This is a genomic window from Nocardia mikamii NBRC 108933 (assembly GCF_001613505.1).
GTDB lineage: Bacteria > Actinomycetota > Actinomycetes > Mycobacteriales > Mycobacteriaceae > Nocardia > Nocardia mikamii.
The window spans coordinates 1-25,595 of the sequence record NZ_BDCM01000015.1; the positions used below are offsets into that span (position 1 = coordinate 1).

General features: G+C 68.3%; 25 protein-coding genes. 13 read left to right on the forward strand and 12 right to left on the reverse strand.

Features of this window, described 5'->3' with window-relative positions; translation table 11 throughout:
- Positions 1 to 427 precede the first annotated feature (427 nt).
- From NMI01S_RS24790 to NMI01S_RS24840, 11 genes are all read right to left on the reverse strand, one after another.
- On the reverse strand, positions 428 to 856 hold the full coding sequence (locus tag NMI01S_RS24790; protein ID WP_167669932.1) for a DUF4189 domain-containing protein: 429 nt from the start codon (positions 854 to 856) through the stop codon (positions 428 to 430).
- A 251-nt stretch (positions 857 to 1,107) separates the two neighbouring features.
- A complete protein-coding gene (groL, locus tag NMI01S_RS24795; RefSeq protein ID WP_036506233.1) occupies positions 1,108 to 2,733 on the reverse strand; it encodes a chaperonin GroEL in 1,626 nt (541 codons plus the stop codon).
- Between the two features lie 273 nt (positions 2,734 to 3,006).
- Positions 3,007 to 3,300, reverse strand: coding sequence for a hypothetical protein (locus NMI01S_RS24800; RefSeq protein ID WP_030516558.1), 294 nt, complete (start codon positions 3,298 to 3,300; stop codon positions 3,007 to 3,009).
- 214 nt (positions 3,301 to 3,514) lie between these two features.
- The gene (locus tag NMI01S_RS24805; protein WP_084513239.1) at positions 3,515 to 4,321 is read right to left on the reverse strand and encodes a Clp protease N-terminal domain-containing protein; all 807 of its coding nucleotides are present in this window, start codon (positions 4,319 to 4,321) and stop codon (positions 3,515 to 3,517) included.
- Positions 4,322 to 4,375: 54 nt separating this feature from the next.
- Complete coding sequence (locus NMI01S_RS24810; protein WP_063001095.1) at positions 4,376 to 5,470, reverse strand: NAD(P)/FAD-dependent oxidoreductase; 1,095 nt, start codon at positions 5,468 to 5,470, stop codon at positions 4,376 to 4,378.
- Between the two features lie 82 nt (positions 5,471 to 5,552).
- Positions 5,553 to 6,458 (reverse strand): RNA polymerase sigma-70 factor, encoded by a 906-nt coding sequence (locus tag NMI01S_RS24815; protein WP_063001096.1) that lies wholly within the window; start codon positions 6,456 to 6,458, stop codon positions 5,553 to 5,555.
- Positions 6,459 to 6,500: 42 nt separating this feature from the next.
- Positions 6,501 to 6,767, reverse strand: coding sequence for a hypothetical protein (locus NMI01S_RS24820; RefSeq protein ID WP_157126351.1), 267 nt, complete (start codon positions 6,765 to 6,767; stop codon positions 6,501 to 6,503).
- A gap of 117 nt (positions 6,768 to 6,884) precedes the next feature.
- Positions 6,885 to 7,313: a hypothetical protein gene (locus tag NMI01S_RS24825; RefSeq protein WP_063001098.1), complete on the reverse strand. Its 429-nt coding sequence runs from the start codon at positions 7,311 to 7,313 to the stop codon at positions 6,885 to 6,887.
- A gap of 145 nt (positions 7,314 to 7,458) precedes the next feature.
- Entirely contained in the window at positions 7,459 to 8,961 is a 1,503-nt protein-coding gene (locus NMI01S_RS24830; protein WP_167669942.1) for an ATP-binding protein, read from the reverse strand.
- Positions 8,962 to 9,052: 91 nt separating this feature from the next.
- The gene (locus NMI01S_RS24835) at positions 9,053 to 10,726 is read right to left on the reverse strand and encodes an NAD(P)/FAD-dependent oxidoreductase (protein ID WP_063001100.1); all 1,674 of its coding nucleotides are present in this window, start codon (positions 10,724 to 10,726) and stop codon (positions 9,053 to 9,055) included.
- 64 nt (positions 10,727 to 10,790) lie between these two features.
- Positions 10,791 to 10,988 (reverse strand): hypothetical protein, encoded by a 198-nt coding sequence (locus NMI01S_RS24840; RefSeq protein WP_063001102.1) that lies wholly within the window; start codon positions 10,986 to 10,988, stop codon positions 10,791 to 10,793.
- Between the two features lie 247 nt (positions 10,989 to 11,235).
- On the opposite strand from NMI01S_RS24840, the gene NMI01S_RS24845 reads away from it, so the two are divergent.
- Together NMI01S_RS24845 and NMI01S_RS24850 are read left to right on the forward strand one after the other, a co-directional pair.
- Positions 11,236 to 11,685, forward strand: coding sequence for an SRPBCC family protein (locus NMI01S_RS24845; protein ID WP_063001291.1), 450 nt, complete (start codon positions 11,236 to 11,238; stop codon positions 11,683 to 11,685).
- A 50-nt stretch (positions 11,686 to 11,735) separates the two neighbouring features.
- Positions 11,736 to 12,425: an SIMPL domain-containing protein gene (locus NMI01S_RS24850; protein WP_063001104.1), complete on the forward strand. Its 690-nt coding sequence runs from the start codon at positions 11,736 to 11,738 to the stop codon at positions 12,423 to 12,425.
- Positions 12,426 to 12,479: 54 nt separating this feature from the next.
- Here NMI01S_RS24850 and NMI01S_RS24855 read toward each other — a convergent pair whose 3' ends face one another.
- Complete coding sequence (locus NMI01S_RS24855; RefSeq protein ID WP_063001106.1) at positions 12,480 to 13,508, reverse strand: beta-ketoacyl-ACP synthase III; 1,029 nt, start codon at positions 13,506 to 13,508, stop codon at positions 12,480 to 12,482.
- Positions 13,509 to 13,827: 319 nt separating this feature from the next.
- Here NMI01S_RS24855 and NMI01S_RS24860 point away from each other — a divergent pair, with 319 nt between their 5' ends.
- From NMI01S_RS24860 to mnhG, 11 genes are all read left to right on the forward strand, one after another.
- Entirely contained in the window at positions 13,828 to 14,100 is a 273-nt protein-coding gene (locus NMI01S_RS24860; RefSeq protein WP_063001292.1) for a GlsB/YeaQ/YmgE family stress response membrane protein, read from the forward strand.
- A 125-nt stretch (positions 14,101 to 14,225) separates the two neighbouring features.
- On the forward strand, positions 14,226 to 14,945 hold the full coding sequence (locus NMI01S_RS24865) for a phosphatidylserine decarboxylase (protein WP_063001293.1): 720 nt from the start codon (positions 14,226 to 14,228) through the stop codon (positions 14,943 to 14,945).
- Positions 14,942 to 15,850, forward strand: coding sequence for a CDP-alcohol phosphatidyltransferase family protein (locus tag NMI01S_RS24870; protein ID WP_063001108.1), 909 nt, complete (start codon positions 14,942 to 14,944; stop codon positions 15,848 to 15,850). The genes NMI01S_RS24865 and NMI01S_RS24870 overlap by 4 nt, the downstream gene beginning before the upstream one ends.
- Positions 15,851 to 15,904: 54 nt before the next feature.
- Complete coding sequence (locus tag NMI01S_RS24875; protein WP_245717010.1) at positions 15,905 to 18,112, forward strand: AAA family ATPase; 2,208 nt, start codon at positions 15,905 to 15,907, stop codon at positions 18,110 to 18,112.
- An 87-nt stretch (positions 18,113 to 18,199) separates the two neighbouring features.
- Positions 18,200 to 19,510, forward strand: coding sequence for a hypothetical protein (locus NMI01S_RS24880; protein WP_063001112.1), 1,311 nt, complete (start codon positions 18,200 to 18,202; stop codon positions 19,508 to 19,510).
- A gap of 119 nt (positions 19,511 to 19,629) precedes the next feature.
- Positions 19,630 to 22,470 (forward strand): Na+/H+ antiporter subunit A, encoded by a 2,841-nt coding sequence (locus NMI01S_RS24885; RefSeq protein WP_063001114.1) that lies wholly within the window; start codon positions 19,630 to 19,632, stop codon positions 22,468 to 22,470.
- Positions 22,467 to 22,850 (forward strand): Na(+)/H(+) antiporter subunit C, encoded by a 384-nt coding sequence (locus tag NMI01S_RS24890; protein WP_063001116.1) that lies wholly within the window; start codon positions 22,467 to 22,469, stop codon positions 22,848 to 22,850. Before NMI01S_RS24885 ends, NMI01S_RS24890 begins: the two co-directional genes overlap by 4 nt.
- The gene (locus NMI01S_RS24895) at positions 22,847 to 24,463 is read left to right on the forward strand and encodes a Na+/H+ antiporter subunit D (protein WP_063001118.1); all 1,617 of its coding nucleotides are present in this window, start codon (positions 22,847 to 22,849) and stop codon (positions 24,461 to 24,463) included. The genes NMI01S_RS24890 and NMI01S_RS24895 overlap by 4 nt, the downstream gene beginning before the upstream one ends.
- Positions 24,460 to 24,978 carry a Na+/H+ antiporter subunit E gene (locus tag NMI01S_RS24900; RefSeq protein WP_063001119.1) on the forward strand — a complete coding sequence of 173 codons (519 nt, stop codon included), beginning with the start codon at positions 24,460 to 24,462 and terminating at the stop codon, positions 24,976 to 24,978. The genes NMI01S_RS24895 and NMI01S_RS24900 overlap by 4 nt, the downstream gene beginning before the upstream one ends.
- Complete coding sequence (locus NMI01S_RS24905; RefSeq protein ID WP_063001120.1) at positions 24,975 to 25,235, forward strand: monovalent cation/H+ antiporter complex subunit F; 261 nt, start codon at positions 24,975 to 24,977, stop codon at positions 25,233 to 25,235. The genes NMI01S_RS24900 and NMI01S_RS24905 overlap by 4 nt, the downstream gene beginning before the upstream one ends.
- Positions 25,232 to 25,588, forward strand: coding sequence for a monovalent cation/H(+) antiporter subunit G (gene mnhG / locus NMI01S_RS24910; protein WP_063001121.1), 357 nt, complete (start codon positions 25,232 to 25,234; stop codon positions 25,586 to 25,588). Before NMI01S_RS24905 ends, mnhG begins: the two co-directional genes overlap by 4 nt.
- Positions 25,589 to 25,595: the final 7 nt, after the last annotated feature.

The window sequence follows — 25,595 nt, forward strand, 5'->3', positions numbered from 1 at the left end:
CACGCACCAGCAATCTCGCGGGAAACTTCCCGGTCGATCGGTTGGGCAACTTTTACAGCTTAGCTCAGCCAGAAGCTCCCGACCAAATCGGGGTTCCTCTTACCGAACCAGTGTGATTGTCAGGCGCTCCTCGTCCGACCTCGTTGTCCCGGGCCTTTCGGCTCCGGGTCGGTGTCCGTGTCGCTCTGACCTGGAATAAGTTACGTGCCAACCGCATTCGAAGTCAAATCGCCTGGTCATCCGGCCTAACGACGCACATCGAATGCGACCGCGACAGCTTTCACGACATCGGCCCACGGCGGGAAATTCCCGCCGCCGACCGAAGCCCGTCCCGAAATGCCGGAAGCCGGCCCGCCGTGGGTGCGGGACCGGCTTCCGATCGCAATTCGGGGTGCGCGTCGGGATACGCGACGATTTCGGCTGCGGGTCAGCCGTTGCAGCGGGAGATGGAGATGACCGCGGGTCCGGAGCCGTCCGAACTCAGGGTCGGCGGGTGACCGGGGCCGAGGGCGGCGATCGCGTTGCGCTCGGCCTCCTGAAGGGTCGCGCCGGTGCCGCCGGCGTGAATGTCGTCGCGCCGGGCGATGGCACCGCATCCGTCGACGAAGCGCACGATGGTCGCGCACCCCCGCTCACCGTCGGAGGAGCACTGCGCGATGGCGCCCGCGTCGGCTGTCGCCTGATCGGGCGCGTTGAGGGCGAATCCGATGGTCCAGCCGTCGTCATCCGCGTCGGAGATGGCCATCGCGCCGTAGTAGTGGCCGTCCGGGCCCCGCTCCGCTGCCGCCGAACCGGTTCCGGCGACGACGAGGACCGCCGCCGACACCGCGACGAATCCCAGGGCAATCTTGCCCATCGAGAACATTTCCGTTTTCCCCTAACGAAGGCTTCCGGATGAAGCCAACCGAAAAGAATGCGTTTTACACGCCACGATGTCCAGATGCGATCTACGAAAACCGTTGCCGCACGGAAGATTAGGGGAAATGTGACCGAAACCCGCGAGCTTCGGCGCTGGGTGCCGGCGTTCGTGCCGCCGAAACGCCGGTAGCCGGCCCACCCGAAGGCGGACCGGCTACCGGTTCGAAAGGTGTTGCCGGAAGGCGGGACTCAGAAGTCCATGCCGCCCATGCCACCGGTCGGGTCGCCGACGGGAGCGGCGGCCTTCTCCGGCTTGTCGGCCACGACGGCCTCGGTGGTGAGGAACAGCGCGGCGATCGACGCGGCGTTCTGCAGCGCCGAGCGGGTGACCTTGACCGGGTCGGCGACACCGGCGGCCAGCAGGTCCTCGTACTCACCGGAGTCGGCGTTGAGGCCCTGTCCGGTCGGCAGGTTGGCGACCTTCTCGGCGACCACGCCGGGCTCGAGGCCGGCGTTGAAGGCGATCTGCTTCAGCGGCGCGGCCAGCGCCACCTTCACGATGTTCGCACCGGTGGCCTCGTCACCGGTCAGCTTCAGGTCGTCCAGCGCCGGGCCGGCCTGCAGCAGCGCCACACCACCACCGGGGACGATGCCCTCTTCGACGGCGGCCTTGGCGTTGCGCACCGCGTCCTCGATGCGGTGCTTGCGCTCCTTGAGCTCCACCTCGGTGGCGGCGCCGGCCTTGATCACCGCAACACCGCCGGCCAGCTTGGCCAGGCGCTCCTGCAGCTTCTCACGGTCGTAATCCGAGTCCGAGTTCTCGATCTCGGTGCGGATCTGGGCGACGCGACCCGCGATGGCGTCGGCATCACCGGCACCGTCGACGATGGTGGTCTCGTCCTTGGTCACCACGACCTTGCGGGCGGTGCCCAGCAGGTCGACGGTGGCGGTCTCCAGGTTCAGGCCGACCTCTTCGCTGATGACCTCGCCGCCGGTCAGGATGGCGATGTCGGCCAGCTGCGCCTTGCGGCGGTCGCCGAAGCCCGGGGCCTTGACGGCGACGGACTTGAAGGTGCCGCGGATCTTGTTCACGACCAGGGTCGACAGGGCCTCGCCCTCGACGTCCTCGGCGATGATCAGCAGCGGCTTACCGGCCTGGATGACCTTCTCCAGCAGCGGCAGCAGGTCCTTGACGGTCGAGACCTTCGAACCGACGAGCAGGATGTACGGGTCCTCGAGGACCGCTTCCTGACGCTCGGCGTCGGTGACGAAGTAGCCCGAGATGTAGCCCTTGTCGAAGCGCATACCCTCGGTGAGCTCCAGCTGGAGGCCGAAGGTGTTGCTCTCCTCGACGGTGATGACGCCTTCCTTGCCGACCTTGTCCATGGCCTCGGCGATCAGCTCACCGATGGACGCGTCGCCGGCGGAGATGGCCGCGGTGGCAGCGATCTGCTCCTTGGTCTCGACCTCCTTGGCGGTGTCGAGCAGCTTGGCGGTGACGGCCTCGACGGCCTTCTCGATGCCACGCTTCAGGCCCAGCGGGTTCGCACCGGCCGCGACGTTGCGCAGGCCCTCGCGCACCAGCGCCTGGGCGAGCACGGTAGCGGTGGTGGTGCCGTCACCGGCGACATCGTCGGTCTTCTTGGCGACCTCTTTGACCAGCTCGGCGCCGATCTTCTCGTAGGGGTCCTCCAGCTCGATCTCCTTGGCGATGGACACACCATCGTTGGTGATCGTGGGGGCGCCCCACTTCTTCTCCAGGACAACGTTGCGACCCTTGGGGCCCAGCGTCACCTTGACCGCGTCGGCGAGGCTGTTCAGGCCCCGCTCGAGACCGCGACGGGCCTCTTCGTCGTACGCAATTGTCTTGGCCATTGCGTTGAGATCCTCCACATGTATATGGGGCTGACACACAGAGCGACCGCAGGTTGGATCGCCCCATTACGCTGGCCAGGTACGGTGCCCGCGACGGACGACCGAGGGTGTCTGGGAACCCGGTCTCACCTGCCCGACCTAGCACTCACTGGTCGAGAGTGCCAGGACCTTTCTAGCACTCGACGGTACCGAGTGCAAGGTTACGGATCCGACAGCCGCATCGATCGCAATCGGCGATATCGGCTGGACGGCGCGGTATCCGGGTCGGCGCGCTCACGTATCGTCGGTGACTCTCAGCGCCAGGGCGACGAAGGCGTCGGTGCGTCGCTCCTCCGGACTGCGTGGCTCGCCGCGTTCCACGGTCACCTGCTCGGCGTCGTGAAGCAGCAGCTCCGCCTCGATTCGCATGATCGCCCGGATGAACGGGGGCGCCACCTCGGGCGGCAGATCGCCGTTGACGATGTAGCTGCCGTCCGGGCCGTCCTCGGTTTCGACATAGGACAGCGCGCGCAGCAGGTCTGCGCGTAGTTCCCCCGCGATCAGGTCGGAATCCGATCCATCCGCCATAGCAATATCGTATCCGGACCACCGATCACCTCATCAGCCCCACAACTACACAGCTGTACCGGCGAGTGATGGAGTCCGCCGTGACCGCCTCGGAACCGGGTCGCGGCCTGGGCGGATCGCGAAACCGGCGAAACGGGTCCGACGCGACGCGTCGTGCCGGACCCGTTTCCGGAACCGCGCCGGCGTGCCGAAGCCGGATGCCGGCGAGCACCGATCAGGCGATCGGCGCGGCCGGCGGTTGCGGCGGAGCGGGCGGGCTCGGCGGCGTCGGTGGCGTGGGCGGCGTCGGGGCGGCCGGCGGCGCGTCCACCGGATTCGGCGGCATGAACGGGGCGAGCTGGGCGACGAGATCGCGTTCGATATCCGCCTTGGTCAAACCCAGCCCCGACAGCACACCACTTCCGTCCTCCTGCTCGAGCAGCGCGAGCAGCAGATGTTCGGTGCCGATGTAGTTGTGGCCGAGCCGAAGCGCCTCCCGGAAGGTCAACTCCAGTGTCTTACGGGCGGTCGCGGTGTACGGGATGAGGGCGGGGACCTCGTCCACCGCCGCCGGCAGCGCCGCCGTCGCGACCCGGCGCACCGCGTCCAGCGACACCCCCTTGGCGACGATGGCATGCGCCGCCAGGGCGCCCGGCTCGCTGAGCAGTCCGAGCACGAGGTGTTCGGGCTGGATCTCCGGATTGCCCGCGCGCCGGGCCTCCTCCATGGACGCCATCACGACATTGCGCGCGCGGGGCGTGAAGCGTGCGAATCCGGCATTCGGATCCATCGCGGGATCACCCGGTTTCGGCACGAAACGCTTCTGCGCGGCCTGTTTGGACACGCCCATGCTCTGGCCGATATCGGTCCAGGAGGCGCCCGAACGGCGGGCCTGGTCGACGAAATGGCCGATCAGGTGATCGGCCACCTCGCTCATATGCCCGGCGACCACCACGGCGTCGGACAGTTGCTCCAGGACGTCGTCGGGCCGGGCGAGTTTGATGCCCTCGATCAGATCGTCGAGGCGGATACGTTCGGTCATTCGTCAACTTTAGGTTGACTAGCGTGACTCGGTCAACCATAAGTTGACGACATGTCACGGGCGCGCCTGCATCGCCGCGCCGCGCACGATCATCTCCTTGACCACCGCCGCCGGGCGGCCGGTCAGGGCACGCGGGGTCGGGGCGTCGTCGGCGCGGACGAACTGCACCACCGCGTCGCGACGCCCGAGGCTGATGCATTGCAGGACGTAGCGGAAACGCAGCTCCTCCGGTTCCGCACCGCGCATCCGGGCCAATGCCGACCGCGCGGCATGGGAACCGGTCGGCAGCGCCGTCGCACAGGCCATCCGCAGTTCGCGGCCGCCCGGTCCGGCGATCGCGGCGCAGTCACCGGCGGCGTACACGTGCGGATCGGAGGTGCGCAGCGTGGCATCCACCAGGACCCGGCCGCGCGCATCGACGGCCAGGCCCGCGCGGGCGGCGAGATCGCTCGTGGTGAAACCCGTTGTCCACAAGACGGTTTCGGCATCGAATCGCCCGCCACCGGCGAGCCGCACGCCGTCCGCCACGACCTCGACCACCTTGGCGCCCGCGTGCACCTCGACGCCGAGCCGCTCCAGGGTGGCGGCGATATGCCGCTGCGCGCGACCGGAGAGCCAGAAGCCGGGCTGTTCCGAACTCATTAGCGCCACCGACAATTCCGGATGCGATTCGGCCAGTTCGGCCGCGGTCTCGATACCGGTCGCCCCGGCGCCGACCACCGCGACGCGGCCACGCAGCGACGGCAGCGCGGCGATGTCCTCCAGGGTCGCGACCGGATGGGCGTAATCCCGTACGCCGGCAACGCTGTCGACGTCCGCGGCGCTGCCGAGCGTGTACACCAGCGTGTCGTAACTCAGCAGCGAACCGTCGGACAGCGAAACCTCCTGTGCCGCAGTATCTATCGCGGTAACCCAGCCGCGGACGAAGTGGGCGCCCTTGCGTTCCAGCATGGTTCGCAGATCCCGGCGCCCGATCGTCTGCCCGGCGGCGAGCTGATGCAGTCGCACCCGCTCGACCATTTCCGCACGGCTGTCGACGACCGTGATCTGCGCGCCGCGGGACTTGCAGAGTCTGCCCGCCGCGGCCAGGCCCGCGTAGCCGGCACCCAGCACGAGGATTCGATGGGATGCGGTGTGATGTGCGCTCATGGGTGACTCCTTCTCGAGGCCGACACCCTTCAGACCGGACAGCCCGCCGATCCCTGACAACGCTCGGCTGTGTTCCGCGTCACTACCCCAGGCGTTCGGCCTCCGCCGGTGCGGGAAAGCGACCGAAGTACGCGAGTTTGTCGGGATTGACCAGGATCCGGATCGCCGAGATCCGCTCCTCGGCCACATCGGCCGCGCCGATCAACAGCAGCTCGCCGTGGACCCGGGCCACGGCGGCCGGTGCGCCGTTGACCTCCTCGATGCTCAGTTCGAGATCCTCGACCTCGCGGTGGAACAGACCGGCCAGATAGCGCGCCACCCGGCCCGCCCCGACGACGGGCCGGCGAGCCGCGCTCATCTTGCCGCCACCGTCGGCGACCGACACGATATCGGCGGTGAACATCTGTTCCAGGGCAGCGATATCGCCCGCCCGGGCGGCCACGAGGAAGCGCTGGAACAGTTCCCGGGCACGGGCGGGTTCGGCGTCGAACCGGGTGTGTTCGCTACGGACGTGCAGGCGGGCACGACGGTAGAGCTGCTGTGAATTCGCCTCCGACAGTTCGAGCATGTCGGCGATCTCGCGGTGGGCGTAACCGAAGGCCTCGCGCAGGACGAAAACGGCGCGTTCGGCGGGCGACAACCGTTCCAGCAGCGTCAACACCGCCAGCGAGACCAGTTCACGCTGCTCCGCGGATTCCATCGGACCGAGTTCGCCCCCGCCGGTGGGCACCGGCTCCGGTAGCCACGGGCCGACATAGGTTTCGCGTCGGGTGCGCGCCGACTCCAGCCAGCTCCGGCACAGATTCACCACGACCGTGGTCAGCCAGGCCTCGGCGGATCGGATCTCGGCACGCTCGGTGGCCTCCCAGCGCAGATAGGTCTCCTGGACGGCGTCCTCGGCCTCGCTCGCCGAGCCGAGCATGCGATAGGCGAGTGCGAACAGGCGGGAACGATGGCGTTGGAATTCGGCCAGACCCGTATCGTCCATCCGCTACGCCCTCCAGTGCAGGCCCGGTAGTCGAGGGCGAGGTTACTCGCCGCCGGCACCCGGGTCGCGTTTCGGCCAGGTGATGTGCGGCAGGGTGATGTGCGGCCGCGCAGACTCGCCGGTCGGCGGCGGCGCCGGACTCGGCGACGTATTGCGGCGCAGGCCCGAGCCGTCGTCGGAGGGCACCGGAGTCGCGGTGGCCGAACTCGACGGCGCGGCGCAGCAGGTCTTCTCCTCGTCGTGGGCGCAGGCCGTCAAGGTGACGGCGAGGGCGGCCGACGACAACGCGGTGACGACGAATTTCTTCACGAGATCTCCCCGGCTCGAGCGCCGCATCTGCCGCGGCACATGCGAACACGCTGCGGCACAGCACTTGCCGATCTCGTATGGATCACCTAAAAGCCCAGCACACGCCGGGCGCAGGTGTTATTCCGTGATTCCGATGGCGACCGCGACGGGCTTGTCGGCCTCACTCTTGGACAGGCACACCAACTTCGCGGTCCCCAGCGCCACATTCGGGCTGCCGTCGAACTTCGAGCCGGGGTTCTCCGCGAGAATGCGGTCCATCAGAGACTTCTCACCCTCGATATCGAGTTTGCGGAACTCGTCGCAGGTGGTCGCCGACGCCGGGCCCAGGCCGGAATTCTCCGGATGTGCGGTGGTGCCGGGCGCCTCGGCCGACGGCGCCGGCACGGGGGTCGTCGATGACGCGGGGGCGGGAGCCGAGGTCGTGGCGGCCGAACCGTTTCTGCGCAGGCCGTTGGCATCGGCGGACGAATGGTCGCCGCCGCCGCAGCCGGTGAGGGCGACGGTCAGCGCGCCCAGGGCGACGGCCGTCACGGTCAGTCGTTTCATCTCGTGCGTAACCCCCGAGTGGTCCGGCAACGCCGAATCTCCTCCGGCGCGCGCCGGATGCCTCCGGCGCGGCTCGCAGCGTACCGGCCACATCGGCGATTGAAAACCCCGGCCTTACCGTGCGGTTCGGATCGAAATGCGGCCCTTACGATTCGGCGTCAGCGGCAACCGAACCACGTCCGGAGGCCGCCTCCAGCGGCAACCGGACGATGAATCGGGTGTCGCCCGGCGTGGACTCGACCCGGATGTCGCCGCCGTGTTTGTTCACCACGATGCGGAACGAGATGTCGAGACCGAGTCCGGTGCCCTCACCGACGGGTTTCGTGGTGAAGAAGGGCTCGAAGATCCGATCCCGCAACTCTTCCGGCACCCCCGGCCCGGTATCGCCGATCTCCACTGCGGCACAGTCGTTTTCGCGATAGGTCCGTACCGTGAGCGTGCCGGATCCGTTCATCGCCGCCACCGCGTTGTCGATGAGGTTGGTCCACACCTGATTCAATTCCGCTGCGTAGCAAGGAACTTCGGGCAGCGCCCGGTCGTACTCCTTGACCACGGAGATGTCGTCGCCGATCTTGCGGGCCAGCATCACCAGCGTGCTGTCGAGCAGTTCGTGGATGTCGACCACCTGGAACGGCGCACGATCCATCTGCGAATACTGCTTGGCCGCATGGACCAGCGAGGAGATGCGCCCGGTCGAATCGGTGATCTCGTTCATCAGCAGTTCGGTTTCGACGGTGTAGTTCAACCACCGGATCGCGCCTTCGAACACGCCGTCGTCGCAGTGTTCGAGAGTGCCCGCGACCTTCTCCAGCCAATCGATGTCGAAGCCGGCCTGGACGAAATTCGGGGCCAGATCCCATCCGTTGGCGATGTTGTGATCGGCGAGCCAGTCGCCGAGTTCGTCCTCGCGGTCGGCCGCCTCCATCGCGGTGAGGATCGGCGCCTTGGCCACCTGGGTGGCCGCCTCCTCCTGAAGCTGCACCAGCGCCTCGAGCGCGGCGGAGTCGAACTTGCCGTGCGCCATCATCTTCAGCTTGTGCCGCATACCGGCGACCCGATCCCGCAGCGACGAGGTGGCCCGCACCGCGGCCGCCGCGGGATTGTTCAACTCGTGGGTGAGTCCGGCCGACAGCGACCCCAAGGCCAGCAGTCGTTCCCGCCGGCCGATGATCTCGTTGGTATTGCGGTTGCCGAAGAACACGCCCTCCAGCAGATGCAGGGCCATCGGGAACCATTCCTGCATCATCCGGGCGAAGGTCTCCGCGTCCAGGACGAAGAATTTCGACGGTTTCGTCACCGTCAGCGAGCCGCTGTAGTTCTGGTCGGCCCGCTCTCCCATATACGCCGTCCACGCGCCGGCATACGAGCCGCGGTGATCGGTACGAACGAGTTCGAGATCCTCACCCGCGGACAGTTTCGACAGCACCACCTCACCGTCCATCAGGACGTAGAAGCAGGTCGCGGGCTCACCCTCGCGATAGACCGGCCCGGGCTCGAAGTGTTCCACCCGGCCCTCCCGGCAGAGCCAGGCCAGCTGCTCGTCGTCGAGCTTCTCGAACAGGAACAGGGTGCGCAATTCCGCCGGATCACACAGGGTCCGGGAGCCGGTGAGGGTACGGCCGCTGTCGTTCTGGACGCTGTCGCTCACGGTGTCGTTCTGGACGCTGTCGCTCACGGTGTCGTTCTGGACGCTGTCGCTCACGGTGTCGTTCTGGACGCTGTCGCTCACGGTGCGCCTCCTATTGTTTCGCGAGGTATCGGTGGACCAGCATGACCGCCATCGCGCCCTCACCGACCGCGGACGCGACCCGCTTCGCCGATTCGGAGCGCACATCGCCGGCGACGAAGACGCCCGGGATGCTGGTTTCGAGATGATGGGGTGGGCGGGGCAGTTCCCAGCCCGCCGGCCGGGACCCGTCGACCATCAAGTCCGGTCCGGCCAGGACGTAGCCGAATTCGTCGCGGACGACGAGCCCGTCCAGCCACTCCGTTTCGGGCGCCGCGCCGATGAACAGGAACAACCGTTCGGCGTCGACCTTGTCCTCGGCGCCGGTCGCGTTGTTACGCAACACGATTCGCTCCAGATGATCGCTGCCGTCGGCGGCCACCACCTCGGTGTTGGTGTGCACCTTGATATTCGGGACGGCCTCGATCTGCTGGATCAGGTAGTGCGACATCGACTGCTCCAGCGAACTGCCGCGCACCAGGATGTGCACCGTGCAGGCGTGCCGGGACAGGAATACCGCCGCCTGCCCGGCCGAATTCGCCCCGCCGACGATGTAGACCTCGCGTTCGGCGCAGTCGGCCGCCTCGGTCATCGCCGAGCCGTAGTAGACGCCGCGGCCGGTGAAGTCGTCCACTCCGGGGGCGGGGTGGTGGCGGTAGTTGACGCCGGTGGCGATCAGCACGGAGTGTGCGCTGACGCAGGAGCCGTCGGAGAAGAGCACGCGCCGCGCGGAACCACACGCCTCGAGACCGACCACTTCCCGGGCGGTGATCAGTTCGGCGCCGAATTTCACCGCCTGACGGCGCGCGCGATCGGCCAGCTGGGCGCCCGACAGCCCGTCGGGAAAGCCCAGATAGTTCTCGATCCGGGAACTCTGCCCGGCCTGCCCACCCGTCGCGGTCCGCTCCACCAGAACCGTGCGCAAGCCCTCGGAAGCGCCGTACACGGCCGCACCGAGCCCGGCGGGGCCGCCGCCGACCACGATCAGGTCGTAGAACTCGCCACTCGGATCGGTGCTCAGGCCCACACAGCCGGCGAGTTCACTGTCCGACGGGGACAGCAGCACGTTGCCGCTCGGATCGATCACCACCGGGCACTGCTCGGCGTCGGCCCCGGCGGCCTCGAGCAGGCGTTGGCCCTCCGGATCGTCTGCCAGATACCACCGATACGGCAGCTGATTGCGGGCCAGGAATTCGCGCACCTCGGAACTGCGAGCCGACCAGCGGTGCCCGATCACCTTCGTCTCGTGCACCGGACGGCGGTCGTCGCCGCGCCACGATTCCAGCAGCGCGTCGACCACCGGATACAACTTCTCCTCCGGCGGATCCCAGGGTTTGAGCAGATAGTGGTCGAGGTCGACCACATTGATGGCGTCGATGGCGGCGTTGGTGTCGGCATACGCGGTCAGCAGCACCCGGCGCGCGTAGGGGTGCAGGTCGATCGCGTGCTCCAGGAATTGGATGCCGTCCATTCCGGGCATTCGATAATCGGCGATCAATACCGCGACCGGCTGGCCGCGCAATTTCAGTTCGCGCAGGACGTCCAGTGCCGAGGCACCGGATTCCGCGCGCATGATGCGATAGTCGGCTCCGTACCGCCGCCGCAGGTCGCGCACCACGGCCCGGGAGACGCCGGGGTCGTCGTCAACACTGAGAATTACCGGTTTGACGGCAGCTGGTGAGGTCACATCGAAAAGTATGAGCGCCCGGCGGGCGCGTTGCCCAGACTGTTCGCTACGGGCACCACATCGATCACACCAGGCGGTGTTCGACGAGGTCGAGTTCGCTCGGCGTCAGCAGGCGTTCGAGCCTTTCCTCCCGCTCGGCGAGGTTGCGGCGCGATCGCCGGCCGGGGGTGCGGAAGGCCGCGGCCAGCGGCCCGGATTCCGAATCGGGAAGTAACGGAACCGATTCCGCCTGCCGGCGATGGAGGATGGTTCGAATATTCACGGCCGATCACCTCACAGGGACGTAGAAGCGTGCGCTCCGGTCTGTTGCGTCGTTGCCTGCCGTAGTTGTCTATCCGCCATTGTGCGTCGCTCATTACGGCCGGCGAAACGGATCACATCAGAATGTGACCTAGTTGATCTTCTACCGAAAAGTGGCCTCCCTCACAGGGTCGCGGGTGCGGCTGCCACGTTTAGGATTACCGTTACCGACCGTCATAACCATGCCCGTCACGATCCCGGAGGCAGCGTTGCCGAACACCCTGGAAGCCACCATCGACATCTCCGCCACGCCGGACAAGGTGTGGGCGGTCGTCTCCGATCTCGGACGGATGCCGGAATTCAGCCCCACCACGCTGAAGATGATTCCGCTGGGCACGCCCCGCGCCGGCACGTGGACGGTGAACCTCAACAAGGTCGGCCGCAAGTACTACCCGACCTCCTCGCGCATCGTGCGCTACGAGCCCAATCAGGCCTTCGCATTCCGGATGAACGAGAACGCCACCGTGTGGAGCTACACCCTCGAACCCACCGCGGCGGGCACCCGGGTGACCGAGCGCCGCGATGTTCCGAACGGGGTGCGCAAGCCGGTGCGGCTGATGATCGACGCACTTCTCGGCGGCGAGCAGCAGTTCGAGGCCGATCTGGTCGCGGGGATGAACGAAACCCTCGGCAAGATCAAGGTCGCGGCCGAGCGCTGATTCGGCGCGCCCGCGGGCGGGGGCGGGGTCGGCCGCGTAGTTTGCCCGGTATGCGACGGGTTGCGAGCGTAATGGCGGTGCTCGCGGGGACCACCGTGCTGCTGAGTGGTTGTGGCAGTTCGGATTCGGGGACCTCGCGCGAGGTGACGGTGGTAGGCACCGGGCAGGTGCGCGGAGCGCCGGACACCCTGAACGCGGACGTGGGTGTCGAAGTGACCGCGCCCGACGTGTCCACCGCCATCGCGAACGCGAACGGCAAGGCCAAGGCGATCACCGACGCGATGGTGAACGCGGGCGCCACGCGCGAGGACATCCGCACGACCGATGTGTCGGTGCAGCCCCAGTACGGCCCCGACCGCACCGTCACCGGCTACACCGCGACCAACACCGTGCACGTCGTGGTACGCGATCTGCCCAAGGCCTCGGCCGTCCTGTCGTCGGCGGTGCAGGCCGGCGGTAACGACACCCGCATCCGCGGCGTCTCGTTCGCGCTCGACGACAATTCGAAACTGCTCGCCGACGCGCGAGCCGGCGCCTTCGCCGACGCCAAGGCGCGCGCGAATCAGTACGCCGTGCTGTCCGGACTGAAGTTGAAGGACGTCAAGACCATCAACGAGACCAGCAGCGGCGAATCGACGCCACCGCAGGCCAAGGCCCAATTCGCCGCACCCGACGTACCTTTGGAGCCCGGTCAGCAGACGGTCACCTTCACGGTGACGGTCACGTGGACCATGGGCTGACACCTCCGCGCAGCGCCGGGCCGGTGCGGGATCCGGCCCGGCCGCGTCGACCGGCTACTGCCAGTTCGGCAGCTTCGCCACCTGCGCGGCGTAGGACAGCCCCGCGCCGAAGGCGACCAGCAGCGCCGCCGCACCGGGTTTGCTCTCGCCCGAGCGCAGCATCGCCTCCATGGCCAGCGGAACCGAGGCGGCCGAGGTGTTGCCGGTCTCCTCGATGTCGTTGGCCAGTGCGCAATTGGCCGACAACTTCAGCTCACGCGCCATGATCTCGATGATGCGGCCGTTGGCCTGATGCGGAACCATCGCGTCGATATCGCCGGGGGTCAGGCCCGCGCGCTCGATCGCGTCCAGGCAGACCTTCTTCAGCGAATGAGCGGCCCAGCGGAAGACCGCGGTGCCCTCCATCGCCAGATATGGCCGGACCGCGTCGGTGCCCTTCTCGTCGATCTCCCGGAAGAATTCCATCCAGTCCTTGTCCTGGCGGATGGCGTGATGCTGTTCGCCGTCGGAACCCCAGACGGTCGGGCCGATGCCCGGCTCGTCGGACGGGCCGACGATCACCGCGCCGGCGCCGTCGGCGAACAGGAAGGCGGTGCCGCGGTCGGCCGGGTTGAACGTGTCCGTGAGCCGCTCGACACCGATCACCAGCACATGGCCCGCGGTACCACCCTTGACCAGATCCGAGGCCAGACCCAGCGCATGACAGAAGCCCGCGCACCCGGCGGAGATGTCGAATGCGGCCGGATTGTTCATCCCGAGCTCGGTGGCGATCTGCGGAGCGGCCGCCGGGGTGAGCAGCAGCCAGGTCGAGGTCGCGACGATGACGCAGTCGACCTGCTCGGCGGTGATTCCCGCGGCCGCGATGGCATCGCGCGCCGCGGCGGCGCTCATGGCGATGATGGTCTCGGATTCGGAGGCGAACCGCCGGGTCCGGATGCCCGAGCGGGTGCGAATCCATTCGTCGCTGGAATCGATCGGTCCGGCGACTTCCTCGTTGGTCACGACCCGGGCGGGGCGGTACACACCGAGCCCGAGCATCGCCGTGTGCTCCACCCCGGTGACTTGGGCGAGTCGAGCAGCCATCGCGCATCTCCTATGTACCTGCCGGCGGGCCGGAGAACCGGAAGACGGTTCCGGTCCGGGCGCCACCCGCGTATCGAACATTCCTTCATCGGGCCCCGGGGGCCGACGCGCTCGTGATTCGTGAACCGACGGTGTCACCGACGAGTCCATGCTTTACGAACGCGTAGACATGAGGCCCCCTCATATTAGTAGGAATGTTAATCCCCAGGGTGGGTATTGTCACAATCGATTCGTGTAGAACCGGCTCGCAGACTGGTTCCGATACCGAACCGTGGCGAGGCGGAGAAGCAATTTCCGACGAGTTTCCCTGGAGGACATGATGCTCGGTCTCGGAATCATCGGCTGGATCATCATCGGCGGCCTGGCCGGCTGGATCGCCAGCAAGATCATGGGCACCGACGCACAGCAGGGCATCCTGCTCAATATCGTCGTGGGCGTGGTCGGCGGCCTGATCGGCGGCTTCATCCTGCGACTGTTCGGCGTCGACGTGCACAGCGGCGGATTCCTGTTCAGTTTCCTCACCTGCCTGGCCGGAGCGGTGATCCTGCTGTGGCTGGTGCGACTGGCCACGGGCCGCAAAGCCGCTCACTGAGCCGCCCGCGGCGGCGGGTGCGCCCGATCGGGGCCACGCCACGGTGATGCGGTGTCCCGTAAGGTGTGAGCGCGGTCCCGGAAGCTCTGCGGACCGAATGTCATCCGCGCACGAAAGAGGAGTCCGTGGCCCGCCGCCCCACCCCGCCCGGTACGCCCGAACGTACCGGGCTCGGTCATGTCGCCGACCTGGTCAAAGCAGCGATTCCGCCGCTGCATCCCGCCGGCCTGCCCTTCGTGGCCGCGCCGCTGGCGGTGGCGGTCCTCGGCGGGCGGCGCCGGCGCTGGCTGCGCCGCGCCGGACTCACCGCGGCCGCGGCCTCGGCGGCCTTCTTCCGGCATCCGCACCGGGTGCCGCCGAATCGGGCGAATATCGTCGTCGCCCCGGCCGACGGTGAGATCGCGCTCGTCGACACCGCGGTGCCGCCGGCCGAACTGAACCTCGGCGACACCCCGCTGCCCCGGGTGAGCATCTTCCTGTCGGTGCTCGACGTGCACGTGCAGCGCACCCCGGTGTCGGGCACCGTGCGCACCATCGCCTACCAGCGCGGCCAGTTCCGCTCGGCGGATCTGCCGGAGGCCAGTTCGGTGAACGAGCGCAACAGCATGGTGCTCGAGACCGCCTCCGGCCAGCTCGTGACGGTGGTGCAGATCGCCGGACTGCTGGCGCGCCGCATCGTCTGCGACGCGAAGGTCGGCGACGCGTTGAGCATCGGCGAAACCTACGGTCTGATCCGGTTCGGCTCGCGGGTCGACACCTACTTCCCGGCCGGCACCCGGCTGCTGGTCGAGCCCGGGCAGCGCACGATCGGCGCGGAAACGGTGCTGGCCGAACTGCTGCCATGATCGAGAACACCGTGACCGAACCGGGTCGCCGCCGCCGCACGATCCGCCTGCTGCCGAGCATCGTGACGATCCTGGCGCTGTGTGCCGGACTGTCGGCGGTGAAATTCGCACTCGACGGCTCACTCGACATCGCCCTGGCGATGATCGGCGCGGCCGCCGTCCTCGACACCCTCGACGGCCGGCTGGCCCGGATGCTGTCGGCCACCACCAAGATCGGCGCCGAACTGGATTCGCTGGCCGACGCCATCTCCTTCGGCGTCGCCCCCGCCCTGGTGCTGTATGTGACCTTCCTGCGCCAGGACAGCGCGGGCTGGATCATCGCGCTGATCTACGCGGTGAGCATCGTGCTGCGCCTGGCCCGGTTCAACACGATCATGGACGACGACACCCGGCCCGACTGGGAGCGCGAATACTTCACCGGCGTGCCCGCGCCGGCGGCGGCGTTGATCGCGCTGCTGCCGATCGCGCTGCACAGCCAATTCGGCGAGGGATGGTGGAACAACTTCCCGGTGGTGGCGGCGTGGACCGTCTTCGCGGCGCTGCTCGCCGTCAGCACGATCCCGACGCTGGCGATGAAGTCGGTGTCGGTGGCGCCGCAGGCGGCGGCACTGCTGCTGGTGCTGGTCGCGCTGGCCGCGGCCGCCCTGGTCACCTATCCGCTGATCCTGCTGATGGTGCTGATCGGGCTGTACCTGCTGCACATTCCGTTCGCGTGGCGCTCGCAGCGCTGGGTGGCGGCACGGCCGGAAACGTGGCACCACAAACCGGCCGAACGCCGCGCGCAGCGGCGTGCCGCCCGGCGGATGCCGCCGATCGGCGAAGGCGCCCGGTTGCGGCTGCGCCGGCCGCCGGGCATTCGCGAATCGTCGGCGCGGTTGCGGCTGCGCCGGCCGGGCGGCCGCTGATCCGGCGAGCTCGATCGCCACGGCCGCGGCCGCGCCGCGGGCACAATGGCAGGCGTGCCTGAATTGTCGCTGACCGCCCGACTCAACCGCTCGGCCGCCGATGCCCGCCGGGGCGTGATCCGCTTGCATTCCGAAGCGCTCGCGGCGCTCGGATTGCGGGAGTGGGACGGGATCAGCGTGATCGGTTCCCGGCGCACGGCCGCGGTGGTCGGCCGGGCTCCCGGCGATACGCCCGCCGGAGTCGCCCTGCTCGACGATGTGACGCTGTCCAATGCCGGGGTGCGCGAGGACGGCGCGGTCGTCGTGGCCCCCGTGACGGTGTACGGGGCCCGGCACATCTCGGTGACCGGCTCGGCCGCGGCGATGGGCGCGATCGCGGAATCCACACTGCGGCAGGCGCTGCTCGGCAAGGTCGTCACCGTGGGTGACGCGGTGTCGTTGCTGCCCCGCGATCTGGGTCCGGGAACCAGTTCCGCCGCTGCGACACAAGCGCTTTCGCGCACCTTCGCGATCGCGTGGACCTCCGAACTGCTGACCGTGACCACCACCGATCCCGCCGGCGGCCCGGTCAGTGTGCAGCCCAACAGCGCGGTGGTATGGGGTGTGGCGGCCCCGGCGGCGGATGCCTCGCACGATCCTCGGGGCGCGCTGGCGCCGAATCGTCCCGGCAGCCGGATGCTGGTGCGGGAGCGTCCGTCGGCCGTGCCGGTGGCGGATCTGGCGGGAGTGCGCGCGCCGGCGGCGAAATTGTCGGAATGGCTGAGCCTGGCGCTCGACGAACCGGAACTGCTGCGGACCCTCGGCGCCCCGCCGCATCTGGGCGTGCTCATCACCGGGCCCGCGGGCGCCGGTAAGGCGACACTGGCACGAGCCGTGTCGACACCGCGGCGCATCGTGGAACTGGACGGGCCCACGGTCGGGGCGTCCGAGAGCGGCACCCGGTTGCGCGAGGTCGGGCTCGCGGTCTCGGAAATATGTTCCGGCGCAGGCGGAGTCCTGCTGATCACCGATATCGACGCACTGCTTCCGGAGCAGCCGGAGCCGGTGGCGACGCTCATTCTCGATCAGCTGCGCGCCGCGGTGGCCACCGCCGGCGTGGCCTTCCTGGCCACGACCTCTCGGCCCGCCGCGGTCGACAGCCGGCTGCGCGCACCGGACCTCTGCGACCGTGAGGTGGCGCTGACGCTGCCGACCGCGGCGGTCCGCGCGGAACTGCTCCAGCAACTGCTGCGCAAGGTACCCACCGAAGATCTCGATCTCGACGTGATCGCCTCTCGCACACCGGGTTTCGTCGTCTCCGACCTCGCGGCGCTGTGCCGGGAGGCGGCACTGCGGGCGGCCTCGAGGGCCAGCCACGATCACACCGACCCCAAACTGACCCAGGCGGATCTGGTCGGCGCGCTGGAGGTGATCCGGCCGCTCTCACGGTCGGGCACGGAAGAACTCGCGATCGGCAGCCTGAGCCTCGACGACGTCGGCGACATGACCGAAACCAAACAGGCGCTCACCGAGGCGGTGCTGTGGCCGCTGCGGCATCCGGATTCGTTCGCGCGCCTGGGTATCGACCCGCCGCGCGGAGTACTGCTGTACGGACCACCCGGCTGCGGCAAGACCTTCCTGGTGCGCGCGCTGGCCGGAAGCGGGCAGCTCAGCGTGCATGCGGTGAAGGGCGCCGAATTGATGGACAAATGGGTCGGGTCCTCCGAACGCGCGGTGCGCGAACTGTTCCAGCGGGCCCGCGACTCCGCCCCGTCGCTGATCTTCCTCGACGAGATCGACGCCCTCGCCCCTCGGCGCGGGCAGAGCACCGACTCCGGCGTCGGCGACCGCGTGGTCGCGGCCCTGCTCACCGAACTGGACGGCGTGGAACCGCTGCGCGATGTGGTGGTCGTCGGCGCCACCAACCGGCCCGAGTTGATCGACCCCGCGCTGCTGCGGCCGGGACGGCTGGAGCGGTTGGTCTTCGTCCCGCCGCCGGACGCCGCCGCGCGCACCGACATCCTGCGCACCGCGAGTCGCTCGGTACCGCTGGGCGACGACGTGGATCTGGCCACATTGGCCGCCGACCTGAACGGTTATTCCGCGGCCGATTGCGCGGCGCTGTTGCGCGAGGCCGCGATGGCCGCCATGCGCCGCGATATGGATGTCGCCGCCATCGGCGCGCAGGATCTGGCGACGGCCCGCGACAGTGTGCGGCCCTCGCTCGACGCCGATCAGGTCGAATCATTGCGGCAGTACGCCGACCGGCGCGCGACCACCTGATCCGTCGCGCGCCGGGGCCTGCCGACGGGAGCGCCCGATCCGGCAGGTCTGCCCCGGTTCGACCCGGTTCGCAGGTATTTTCGGCTGGTGCGCACGCACCACGCGGTTCTGGAGATGATCACGGCGGCCCTGGCCACCCTGGTCGCCGGGCTGTCGTTGATGCTTCCCACCGGCTTTCGCTGGGCCTCGCAGACCTCGGTGCTGCAACTGGATATGCTCGCCGCCAGCCAGCCGCGAGCGATCGCCGTCGGCGCCATCGTCGCGCTGATCGTCGCGGTCTTCGCCACCACCGTCAACCACGCCCTGGTCGCCTGGGGTACGGCGCTGTGCGGCGTGGTGACCATGTTCCTCGCCCACCTGCTGGCCGAAACCGGCGATCAGAGCATCGCGCCGGCCACATTGAATTATCTCGAAGCGCTCGCGGGCGGAATTCTGCTCGGCGGTATCGCGGTGGCGGTGCTGCGCGGCTGGTTCCAGGTGTTCGGCTGGACCCTGGGCGCGCTCGCGGCGGTGGTCTTCGGCCAGCTCGGCTCGACCTCGACGGGCACCGTGCGGGACGGGGTGATCAGCGCGCCGGGCTGGTCGACGAGGACGCTGCCGCCCCTGTGGCTGATCGTGGTCACACTCGTGCTCGTGATCGTCGGCATGGTCGTCAATCGCAAGCAGGACACGGTGGAGCGCCGCTCGGTCGAATTGCCCATGGCGCCGATCGTCGCGGGACTGACGTTCGTGATCGGCCGGCTGTTCAGCGCGGAATGGCTTTCCCGGCATGCCGACAGCACCGGAGGTATCGCGTTCGCCGCGACACTGACGGTGGCCGCGGCCCTACTGGCGGCGATTCTGCTGCCGCGGCGCGACGGTGTGTTGATCTTGCTGGCAGTCGCATTGTCGGCGGTCGGCGGAGCGCTGATACCGGGCCGGCTGCCGATGTGGTCGGTGGCGCCCCTGGTGGTGTTGATCGCACTGGGGCTGATCGCGGGATTCCGGCGCCCGATGCCGATGCTCGCCATGTCGACGTTGGCGGCGATGGCGCTGTACTGCGCGCTGGTCTCCGGGCATCGGATCCACGGTGGCGTGCAGGCCGCGGTGCTGAGCGGGCTGCTGGCGGCAGTGGCCGGCTACAGCTTCGGCAGTGCCGCACCGCGATACAACCCGACCCGGGTGCTCGGTGTGGCGATCATCTTCGTGCCGTCGGTGGTCACCGCCCTGCGCGATCACCTCGACCGGCCGCAGTGCGTCTCCGATCCCGGCCAGTGGTACCTGTGCCCGGCCCCGGCGATGAGCTCGGCGGCGCCCTATTGGACCGCGCTGGGAATCACCGTCGTCTGCGCGGCAGGCCTGACGGCGTTGCGCTCGTGGCGCAAACCGACCACCACGGAATCGGTAGCCGATATATAGCCATCGCCTCTGGAAGGGCACGTTCCGGGCCGCGTCGGATTCGGCCGTGGCCACCGAAGTTCGGAGTCAGCAGTAGGATCGGGGCGCCCCCACCCCGCCGCCGACCGACGGAGTGACGTTTGCTCGCCATCCTGCTAGCCCATGCTTGTGCCGCCCTGCTCGCACCGCTCGCTGTGCGCGTATGGGGAAGGCGCGGGTTCTACCCGATCGCCCTGGCGCCCCTGGCCGGGCTGGTATGGGTCATCGCGAACTGGAACAGCGACACCGAAGTCCGGATCGCCTGGGCGCCGGAGATCCACATGAATCTGGATCTGCGTCTGGACAGCCTCGCCTCCATCATGTCGGTGCTGGTCCTGGGCGTGGGCGCGCTGGTATTGGCCTATTGCGCCGAATATTTCGACGACGACGATCGAGCCCGCCTGGGCATCTTCGCCGGCTATCTGGTGGCCTTCGCCGGGGCCATGTTCGGATTGGTCGTCAGCGACAACATGCTGGTGCTGTTCACTTTCTGGGAGCTCACCACGGTGCTGTCGTTCCTGCTGGTGGGCCATCACGCCGAGCAGAGCACCGGCCGTCGCGCGGCATTGCAGGCGCTGCTGGTCACCGCCGCGGGCGGTTTGGCGATGCTGGTGGGCCTGGTCCTGCTCGGGCAGCGCTGTGACAGCTACCTGCTGTCGGATGTGGTGGCGCGGGCCGATCCGCACGACTGGTCGACCAATATCGCGGTGGTGCTGATCCTGATCGGCGCGCTGAGCAAATCGGCGATCGTGCCGCTGCACTTCTGGTTGCCCGGCGCGATGATCGCGCCCACCCCGGTGAGCGCCTATCTGCACGCCGCCGCGATGGTGAAGGCCGGTATCTACCTGGTCGCGCGGCTGGCTCCGGGGCTGGCCGAGGCGCCGGTGTGGCATCCGATCGTGCTCACGCTCGGGATCCTGTCGATGCTGCTGGCCGGCCTGCGGTCACTACAGGTCTACGACCTGAAACTGGTGCTCGCGTTCGGCACCGTGAGCCAACTCGGATTCCTGCTGGTACTGGTCGGCACCGGCACGCCGGAGGCGGCGCTGGCCGGTGCGGCGCTGCTGGTCGCGCACGCGCTGTTCAAGGGATGTCTGTTCATGGTGGTCGGCATCATCGATCACAGTGCGGGCACCCGCGATCTGCGCCGGCTCTCCGGAATCGGCCGGCGCGCGCCGGTGCTGTGCGCGGTCGCGACGATCGCCGCGCTGAGTATGGCCGCGATTCCGCCGCTGTTCGGATTCGTCGGCAAGGAAAGCGCTTTCGCGGCCGAACTGGACGCGGGCAATCTGAGCGCGCCGGTTCGGATCGCCGTCGCGATCGGCATCGTGCTCGGGTCGATGTTCACCGTCGGCTACAGCGCACGCATGGTGTGGGGTGCGTTCGGCACCACACGCGTCACCGAGGGCGTGCCCGAACCGGAACCGCCCTGGCATCGGCCGAGCGCGCTGTTCGTCGCGCCGCCGGCCGTGCTGGCCGCGGCCTCGCTGGCCGCCGGTCTCGCGTCGCCCTGGATGGACCGGCTGCTCTCGCCTTATGCCCGCACACTGGGTCCGCTGCAGGCGCATCTGGCGCTGTGGCACGGCTGGGGCACCCCGCTCACTCTGACCCTGATCGCCATCGCGTGCGGTCTGGTGCTGTTCGAGATCCGCGACCGGATCGGCGAATCGGTGAATCCACGCCTCGGCAACGCCGACCGGGTCTACGACGCCGTGCTGCGCGCGATGGATCAGCTGTCGCTGCGTATGACCGGTGCCACCCAGCGTGGTTCGCTGCCGCTGAACCAGGGTCTGATCCTGACCACGGTCGTGGTGCTGCCCTTGGCCGTGCTGTTCATCGGCGCGCGTTCACGTATCTCGGTGCGGGCGTGGGACTCCTCACTGCAACTGGTGATCGCGTTGGTGATGGCGGCCATGGCCCTGGGCGCCACCGTCATGCGCAACCGGCTCGCCAGCGTGCTGTTCGTCGGTGTCACCGGCTACGGCTGCGGTGTGATCTTCGCCCTGCACGGCGCGCCGGATCTCGCCCTCACCCAATTCCTGGTCGAGACGCTGACTTTGGTGATCTTCGTGCTGGTGCTGCGGAAGTTCTCCGCCGAGATCGAACCCATCCGCACCGCCGCGCTGAAGGTGCGCCGCGCCATCTTGTCCGTGGCCGTCGGAGCCGCGGTGGTGATCGTGGCGGCGTTCGCCACCGCGGCCCGCAGCACGGAACCGATCTGGCATCGAATCCCTTCCGCGGCCTACAGTTTCGGCGGCGGGAAGAACGCGGTGAACGTTCTGCTCGTCGACATCCGGGCGTGGGACACCCTCGGTGAGATCTCGGTGCTGGTGGTCGCGGCCACCGGTGTCGCCTCGCTGATGTTCCGCAGCCGCCGATTCGGCACCCTGCCGCGCGTCTCCGAGGCCCCCGGCTATATCCCCGATCCGGAGCGGTCCTACTGGTTGCGGGCCAGTCCACTGGTCGCGCCGCGGGACCGGTCGATGGTGATGGCGATGACCACCCGGATGCTGTTCCCGACCATCATGGTGCTGTCGGCGTATTTCTTCTTCGCCGGGCACAACGCCCCGGGCGGCGGTTTCGCGGGCGGTCTCACCGCCGGATTGGCACTGGTCCTGCGCTATCTGGCCGGCGGCCGCTACGAACTGGCCGAGGCGCTGCCGGTCGACGCCGGACATGTGCTGGGCGCCGGGCTGGTGCTGTCGGCGGGCACCGCGACCGGATCGCTGCTGCTGGGCGCGCCGCCGCTGTCCTCGGCCATCATCGAGGTCACGCTGCCGGTGCTCGGGCACATCAAATTCGTCACCGCGATGCTGTTCGACCTGGGCGTGTATCTGATCGTGGTGGGTCTGGTGCTGGATGTGCTGCGCAGCCTGGGCGCGCGCCTCGATATCGAATTCCTGGACGGCACGACGTCTTCGACGAAGGGAGGGATGCGATGAGCGCGAACATCACCATGCTGGCCCTGATCGGGATCATGGTCGCCTGCGGGGTGTATCTGGTGCTCGAACGCGCGGTGTCGAAGATGCTGCTGGGATTGATCCTGTTCGGCAATGCGGTGAACCTGCTGATCCTCACCATGAGCGGTCCGGACGGGCGGCCGCCGATACTCGGCGAATCGGATCGGCGACATCACGATCCGGCCGATCCGCTCGCACAGGCGATGATTCTCACCTCGATCGTCATCACCATGGGTTTGGCCGCGTTCGTTCTCGCCCTGGCCTATCGGGCCTTCGCGCTGACCACCACGGAACAGGTCGAGGACGACCCCGAGGATGTGAAGGTCGCGGCGAAGCGCGAGGGCGAGGATCCCGAGCGATGAGCCCGTCTCCCGGTCTACTCCCCGCGCTCTGCCCCCTTCCGGTGCTGATTCCGCTGCTCACCGCGGCCGCGACCCTGATCGTGGGTCGTAAAGCGCGCGTGCAGCAGGCGATTTCGGTGGCGGCGTTGACGACGGTGGTCGCGATCTCCGGGGTGCTGCTGTACCTGGCCGACCGCGACGGCATGGGGGCGGTGCAGGTCGGCGGCTGGGAGACACCGATCGGCATCACGCTGGTGGTCGACCGGCTGTCGGCGGGCATGCTGCTGGTGTCGTCGATCGTGCTGCTCGCGGTGTTGATCTTCGCGGTCGGGCAGGGTATCAGCGACGGCACCGAACGCCAGCCGACCTCGATCTTCCAGCCGACGTATCTGATTCTGAGCGCGGGCGTTTCGCTCGCCTTCCTGGCCGGTGACCTGTTCAATCTGTTCGTCGGATTCGAGGTACTGCTGGCCGCCTCGTTCGTCCTGCTCACGCTCGGCGCCAGCGCCGACCGGGTCCGGGCCGGGGTCTCGTATGTGATGGTGTCGATGGTGTCGTCGCTGATCTTCCTCACCGGCATCGCGGTGGCGTACGCGGCGACGGGCACCCTGAATCTGGCCGATATGTCGGTGCGGATGGGCACGGTGCCGCTGGGCGTGCGCGGCGCGATCTGTGCGGTGCTGCTGGTGGCTTTCGGCATCAAGGCCGCGGTGTTCCCGCTGTCGAACTGGCTGCCGGATTCGTATCCGACCGCGCCCGCACCCGTCACGGCCGTTTTCGCGGGCCTGCTGACGAAAGTCGGTGTGTACGCGATCATCCGGGTGCACTCGCTGTTGCTGCCGGCCGGCACTTTCGACAATGTGCTGCTGGTGTGCGGCCTGCTCACCATGGTGATCGGCATCCTGGGTGCGATCGCACAGAGCGATATCAAGCGTCTGCTGTCGTTCACCCTGGTCAGCCATATCGGCTATCTGATGTTCGGGGTGGGGCTGAATTCCGTCGGCGGCACCACCGGCACGGTGTTCTATGTGGTGCACCACATTCTGGTCCAGACCACGCTGTTCCTGGTGGTGGGCCTGATCGAGCGGCAGGCCGGATCGGCGTCGCTGAGCCGATTGGGCGGTTTGCTGGCCGCGAGTCCGGCGCTGGCCCTGCTGTTCGGCATTCCGGCGCTGAATCTCGGTGGAATTCCGCCGTTTTCCGGATATATCGGCAAGGTGCGGCTGTTGCAGGCGGGTGCCGCCGACGGAAGCGCGCTGGCCTGGATGCTGATCGCCGGCGCGGTGGTGACCAGCCTGCTCACGCTGTACGTCATGGCGCGGGTGTGGAGCAAAGCGTTCTGGCGGCCGCGCGTACAGGCCCCGGAGGGTGAGCTGGCCGACGCCGCTCCCTCGGCGCTCATCGACGAATCCACCGATGTGCTGTTCGACGACCGTGTCGACCCCGGCCGCATGCCCCGGCTGATGGTGGCTCCGACGGCGGCGTTGATCGTGGTCGGGGTCGCGTTGACGGTGTTCGCCGGCCCGATCCTGGGCATCTGCCAGCGCGCGGCCGAGGATCTCAACGATCCGCACCGATATCTGGACACCGTGCTCGGGCCGCCGGAGACGTGGCAGTCGGGAGGCCACCGATGACGCGGGAACGACTGGTCCGCATCGGCGTGCTGATCTGGCTCGCCGTCGTCTACACCGCGCTGTGGGGTAACGCCAGCGTCGCGAATCTGCTCGCCGGGCTGGTGGTCGGCATTCTGATCATGGTGCTGCTGCCGCTGCCGCGGGTGCCGGTGAACGGCGGGCTACGGGTGCTGCCGCTGCTCGAATTGATCATGCTCACCGCCTATTACGCGATCGAATCCAGTGTGCAGATCGCGTGGTTCGCGGTACGCCCGGCCGGTGCGCCGGTCTCGGGTGTGCTGCGGGTGCGGCTCGCGATCGACTCGGATCTGGTGATGGTGCTGTGCGCCGACGTGCTCAATCTGATCCCCGGCACGATGGTGCTGGAGCTGGACCGGGTAGCCGGGGTGGCGTGGGTGCACGTACTCGACGTCGGCAGCGACGACGCGGTCGAGAAGTTCTACTACATCACCCGCCGCTTGGAGGGCCTGCTGATCAGGGCCTTCGAAGGCAAGAAACAGGAGGTAGATTCATGACCTTTGTCGCGATCGTGGCGGGCGTGCTCCTGGCGGCCGCCGCGGCTTTCACCTCCTTCCGGGTGCTGGCCGGTCCCGGCACGCTGGACCGGGTGGTCGGCATCGATTCGCTGGTCGGCATCGCCGCGGCGGGTTTGGCGGTGTGGGCCGCCTACAGCGACGACACCACGGTGGTGCCCGGCATCGTCGCGCTGTCGCTGGTCGGCTTCCTGGGGTCGGCCGCGGTCACGCGTTTCCGGGTGCGGGACGACACATGAGCGGCCTCTTCCATTCCGCGCTGATCTGGTTGTCGTACGGGACCATCCTGCTCGGGGCATTCCTCGCCGCCACCGCCGCGGTGGCGATCGTGCGCTTCCCCGACACCCTCTCGCGCATGCACGCGGCGACGAAACCTCAGGTCGTCGGCCTGATCCTGATGCTGATCGGTTCGGCGATCCAGCTGCGCGGCCATCCCAATGTCTGGATGCTGGTGCTCGTCGGCCTGTTCACACTCGTCACCGCACCGGCCATCGCCCACCTGGTCGGCCGGACGGCCTATCGGGAGCAACGCCACCGCGACGGGCTGCTGCTGATCAACGAACTGGGTGACGAGGACCTTCCCGACGAATGACGACGCG

Excerpts from the sequence above, each read along its gene's own strand:
- NMI01S_RS24850 (WP_063001104.1), top strand. The coding sequence starts at position 11,736 with ATGCGACGGGTTGCGAGCGTAATGGCGGTGCTCGCGGGGACCACCGTG.
- NMI01S_RS24870 (WP_063001108.1), top strand. The coding sequence starts at position 14,942 with ATGATCGAGAACACCGTGACCGAACCGGGTCGCCGCCGCCGCACGATC.
- groL (WP_036506233.1), bottom strand. The coding sequence starts at position 2,733 with ATGGCCAAGACAATTGCGTACGACGAAGAGGCCCGTCGCGGTCTCGAG.
- mnhG (WP_063001121.1), top strand. The coding sequence starts at position 25,232 with ATGAGCGGCCTCTTCCATTCCGCGCTGATCTGGTTGTCGTACGGGACC.
- NMI01S_RS24800 (WP_030516558.1), bottom strand. The coding sequence starts at position 3,300 with ATGGCGGATGGATCGGATTCCGACCTGATCGCGGGGGAACTACGCGCA.
- NMI01S_RS24815 (WP_063001096.1), bottom strand. The coding sequence starts at position 6,458 with ATGGACGATACGGGTCTGGCCGAATTCCAACGCCATCGTTCCCGCCTG.
- NMI01S_RS24825 (WP_063001098.1), bottom strand. The coding sequence starts at position 7,313 with ATGAAACGACTGACCGTGACGGCCGTCGCCCTGGGCGCGCTGACCGTC.
- NMI01S_RS24805 (WP_084513239.1), bottom strand. The coding sequence starts at position 4,321 with ATGACCGAACGTATCCGCCTCGACGATCTGATCGAGGGCATCAAACTC.
- NMI01S_RS24855 (WP_063001106.1), bottom strand. The coding sequence starts at position 13,508 with ATGGCTGCTCGACTCGCCCAAGTCACCGGGGTGGAGCACACGGCGATG.
- NMI01S_RS24895 (WP_063001118.1), top strand. The coding sequence starts at position 22,847 with ATGAGCCCGTCTCCCGGTCTACTCCCCGCGCTCTGCCCCCTTCCGGTG.
- NMI01S_RS24860 (WP_063001292.1), top strand. The coding sequence starts at position 13,828 with ATGCTCGGTCTCGGAATCATCGGCTGGATCATCATCGGCGGCCTGGCC.
- NMI01S_RS24900 (WP_063001119.1), top strand. The coding sequence starts at position 24,460 with ATGACGCGGGAACGACTGGTCCGCATCGGCGTGCTGATCTGGCTCGCC.
- NMI01S_RS24905 (WP_063001120.1), top strand. The coding sequence starts at position 24,975 with ATGACCTTTGTCGCGATCGTGGCGGGCGTGCTCCTGGCGGCCGCCGCG.
- NMI01S_RS24790 (WP_167669932.1), bottom strand. The coding sequence starts at position 856 with ATGGGCAAGATTGCCCTGGGATTCGTCGCGGTGTCGGCGGCGGTCCTC.
- NMI01S_RS24810 (WP_063001095.1), bottom strand. The coding sequence starts at position 5,470 with ATGAGCGCACATCACACCGCATCCCATCGAATCCTCGTGCTGGGTGCC.
- NMI01S_RS24890 (WP_063001116.1), top strand. The coding sequence starts at position 22,467 with ATGAGCGCGAACATCACCATGCTGGCCCTGATCGGGATCATGGTCGCC.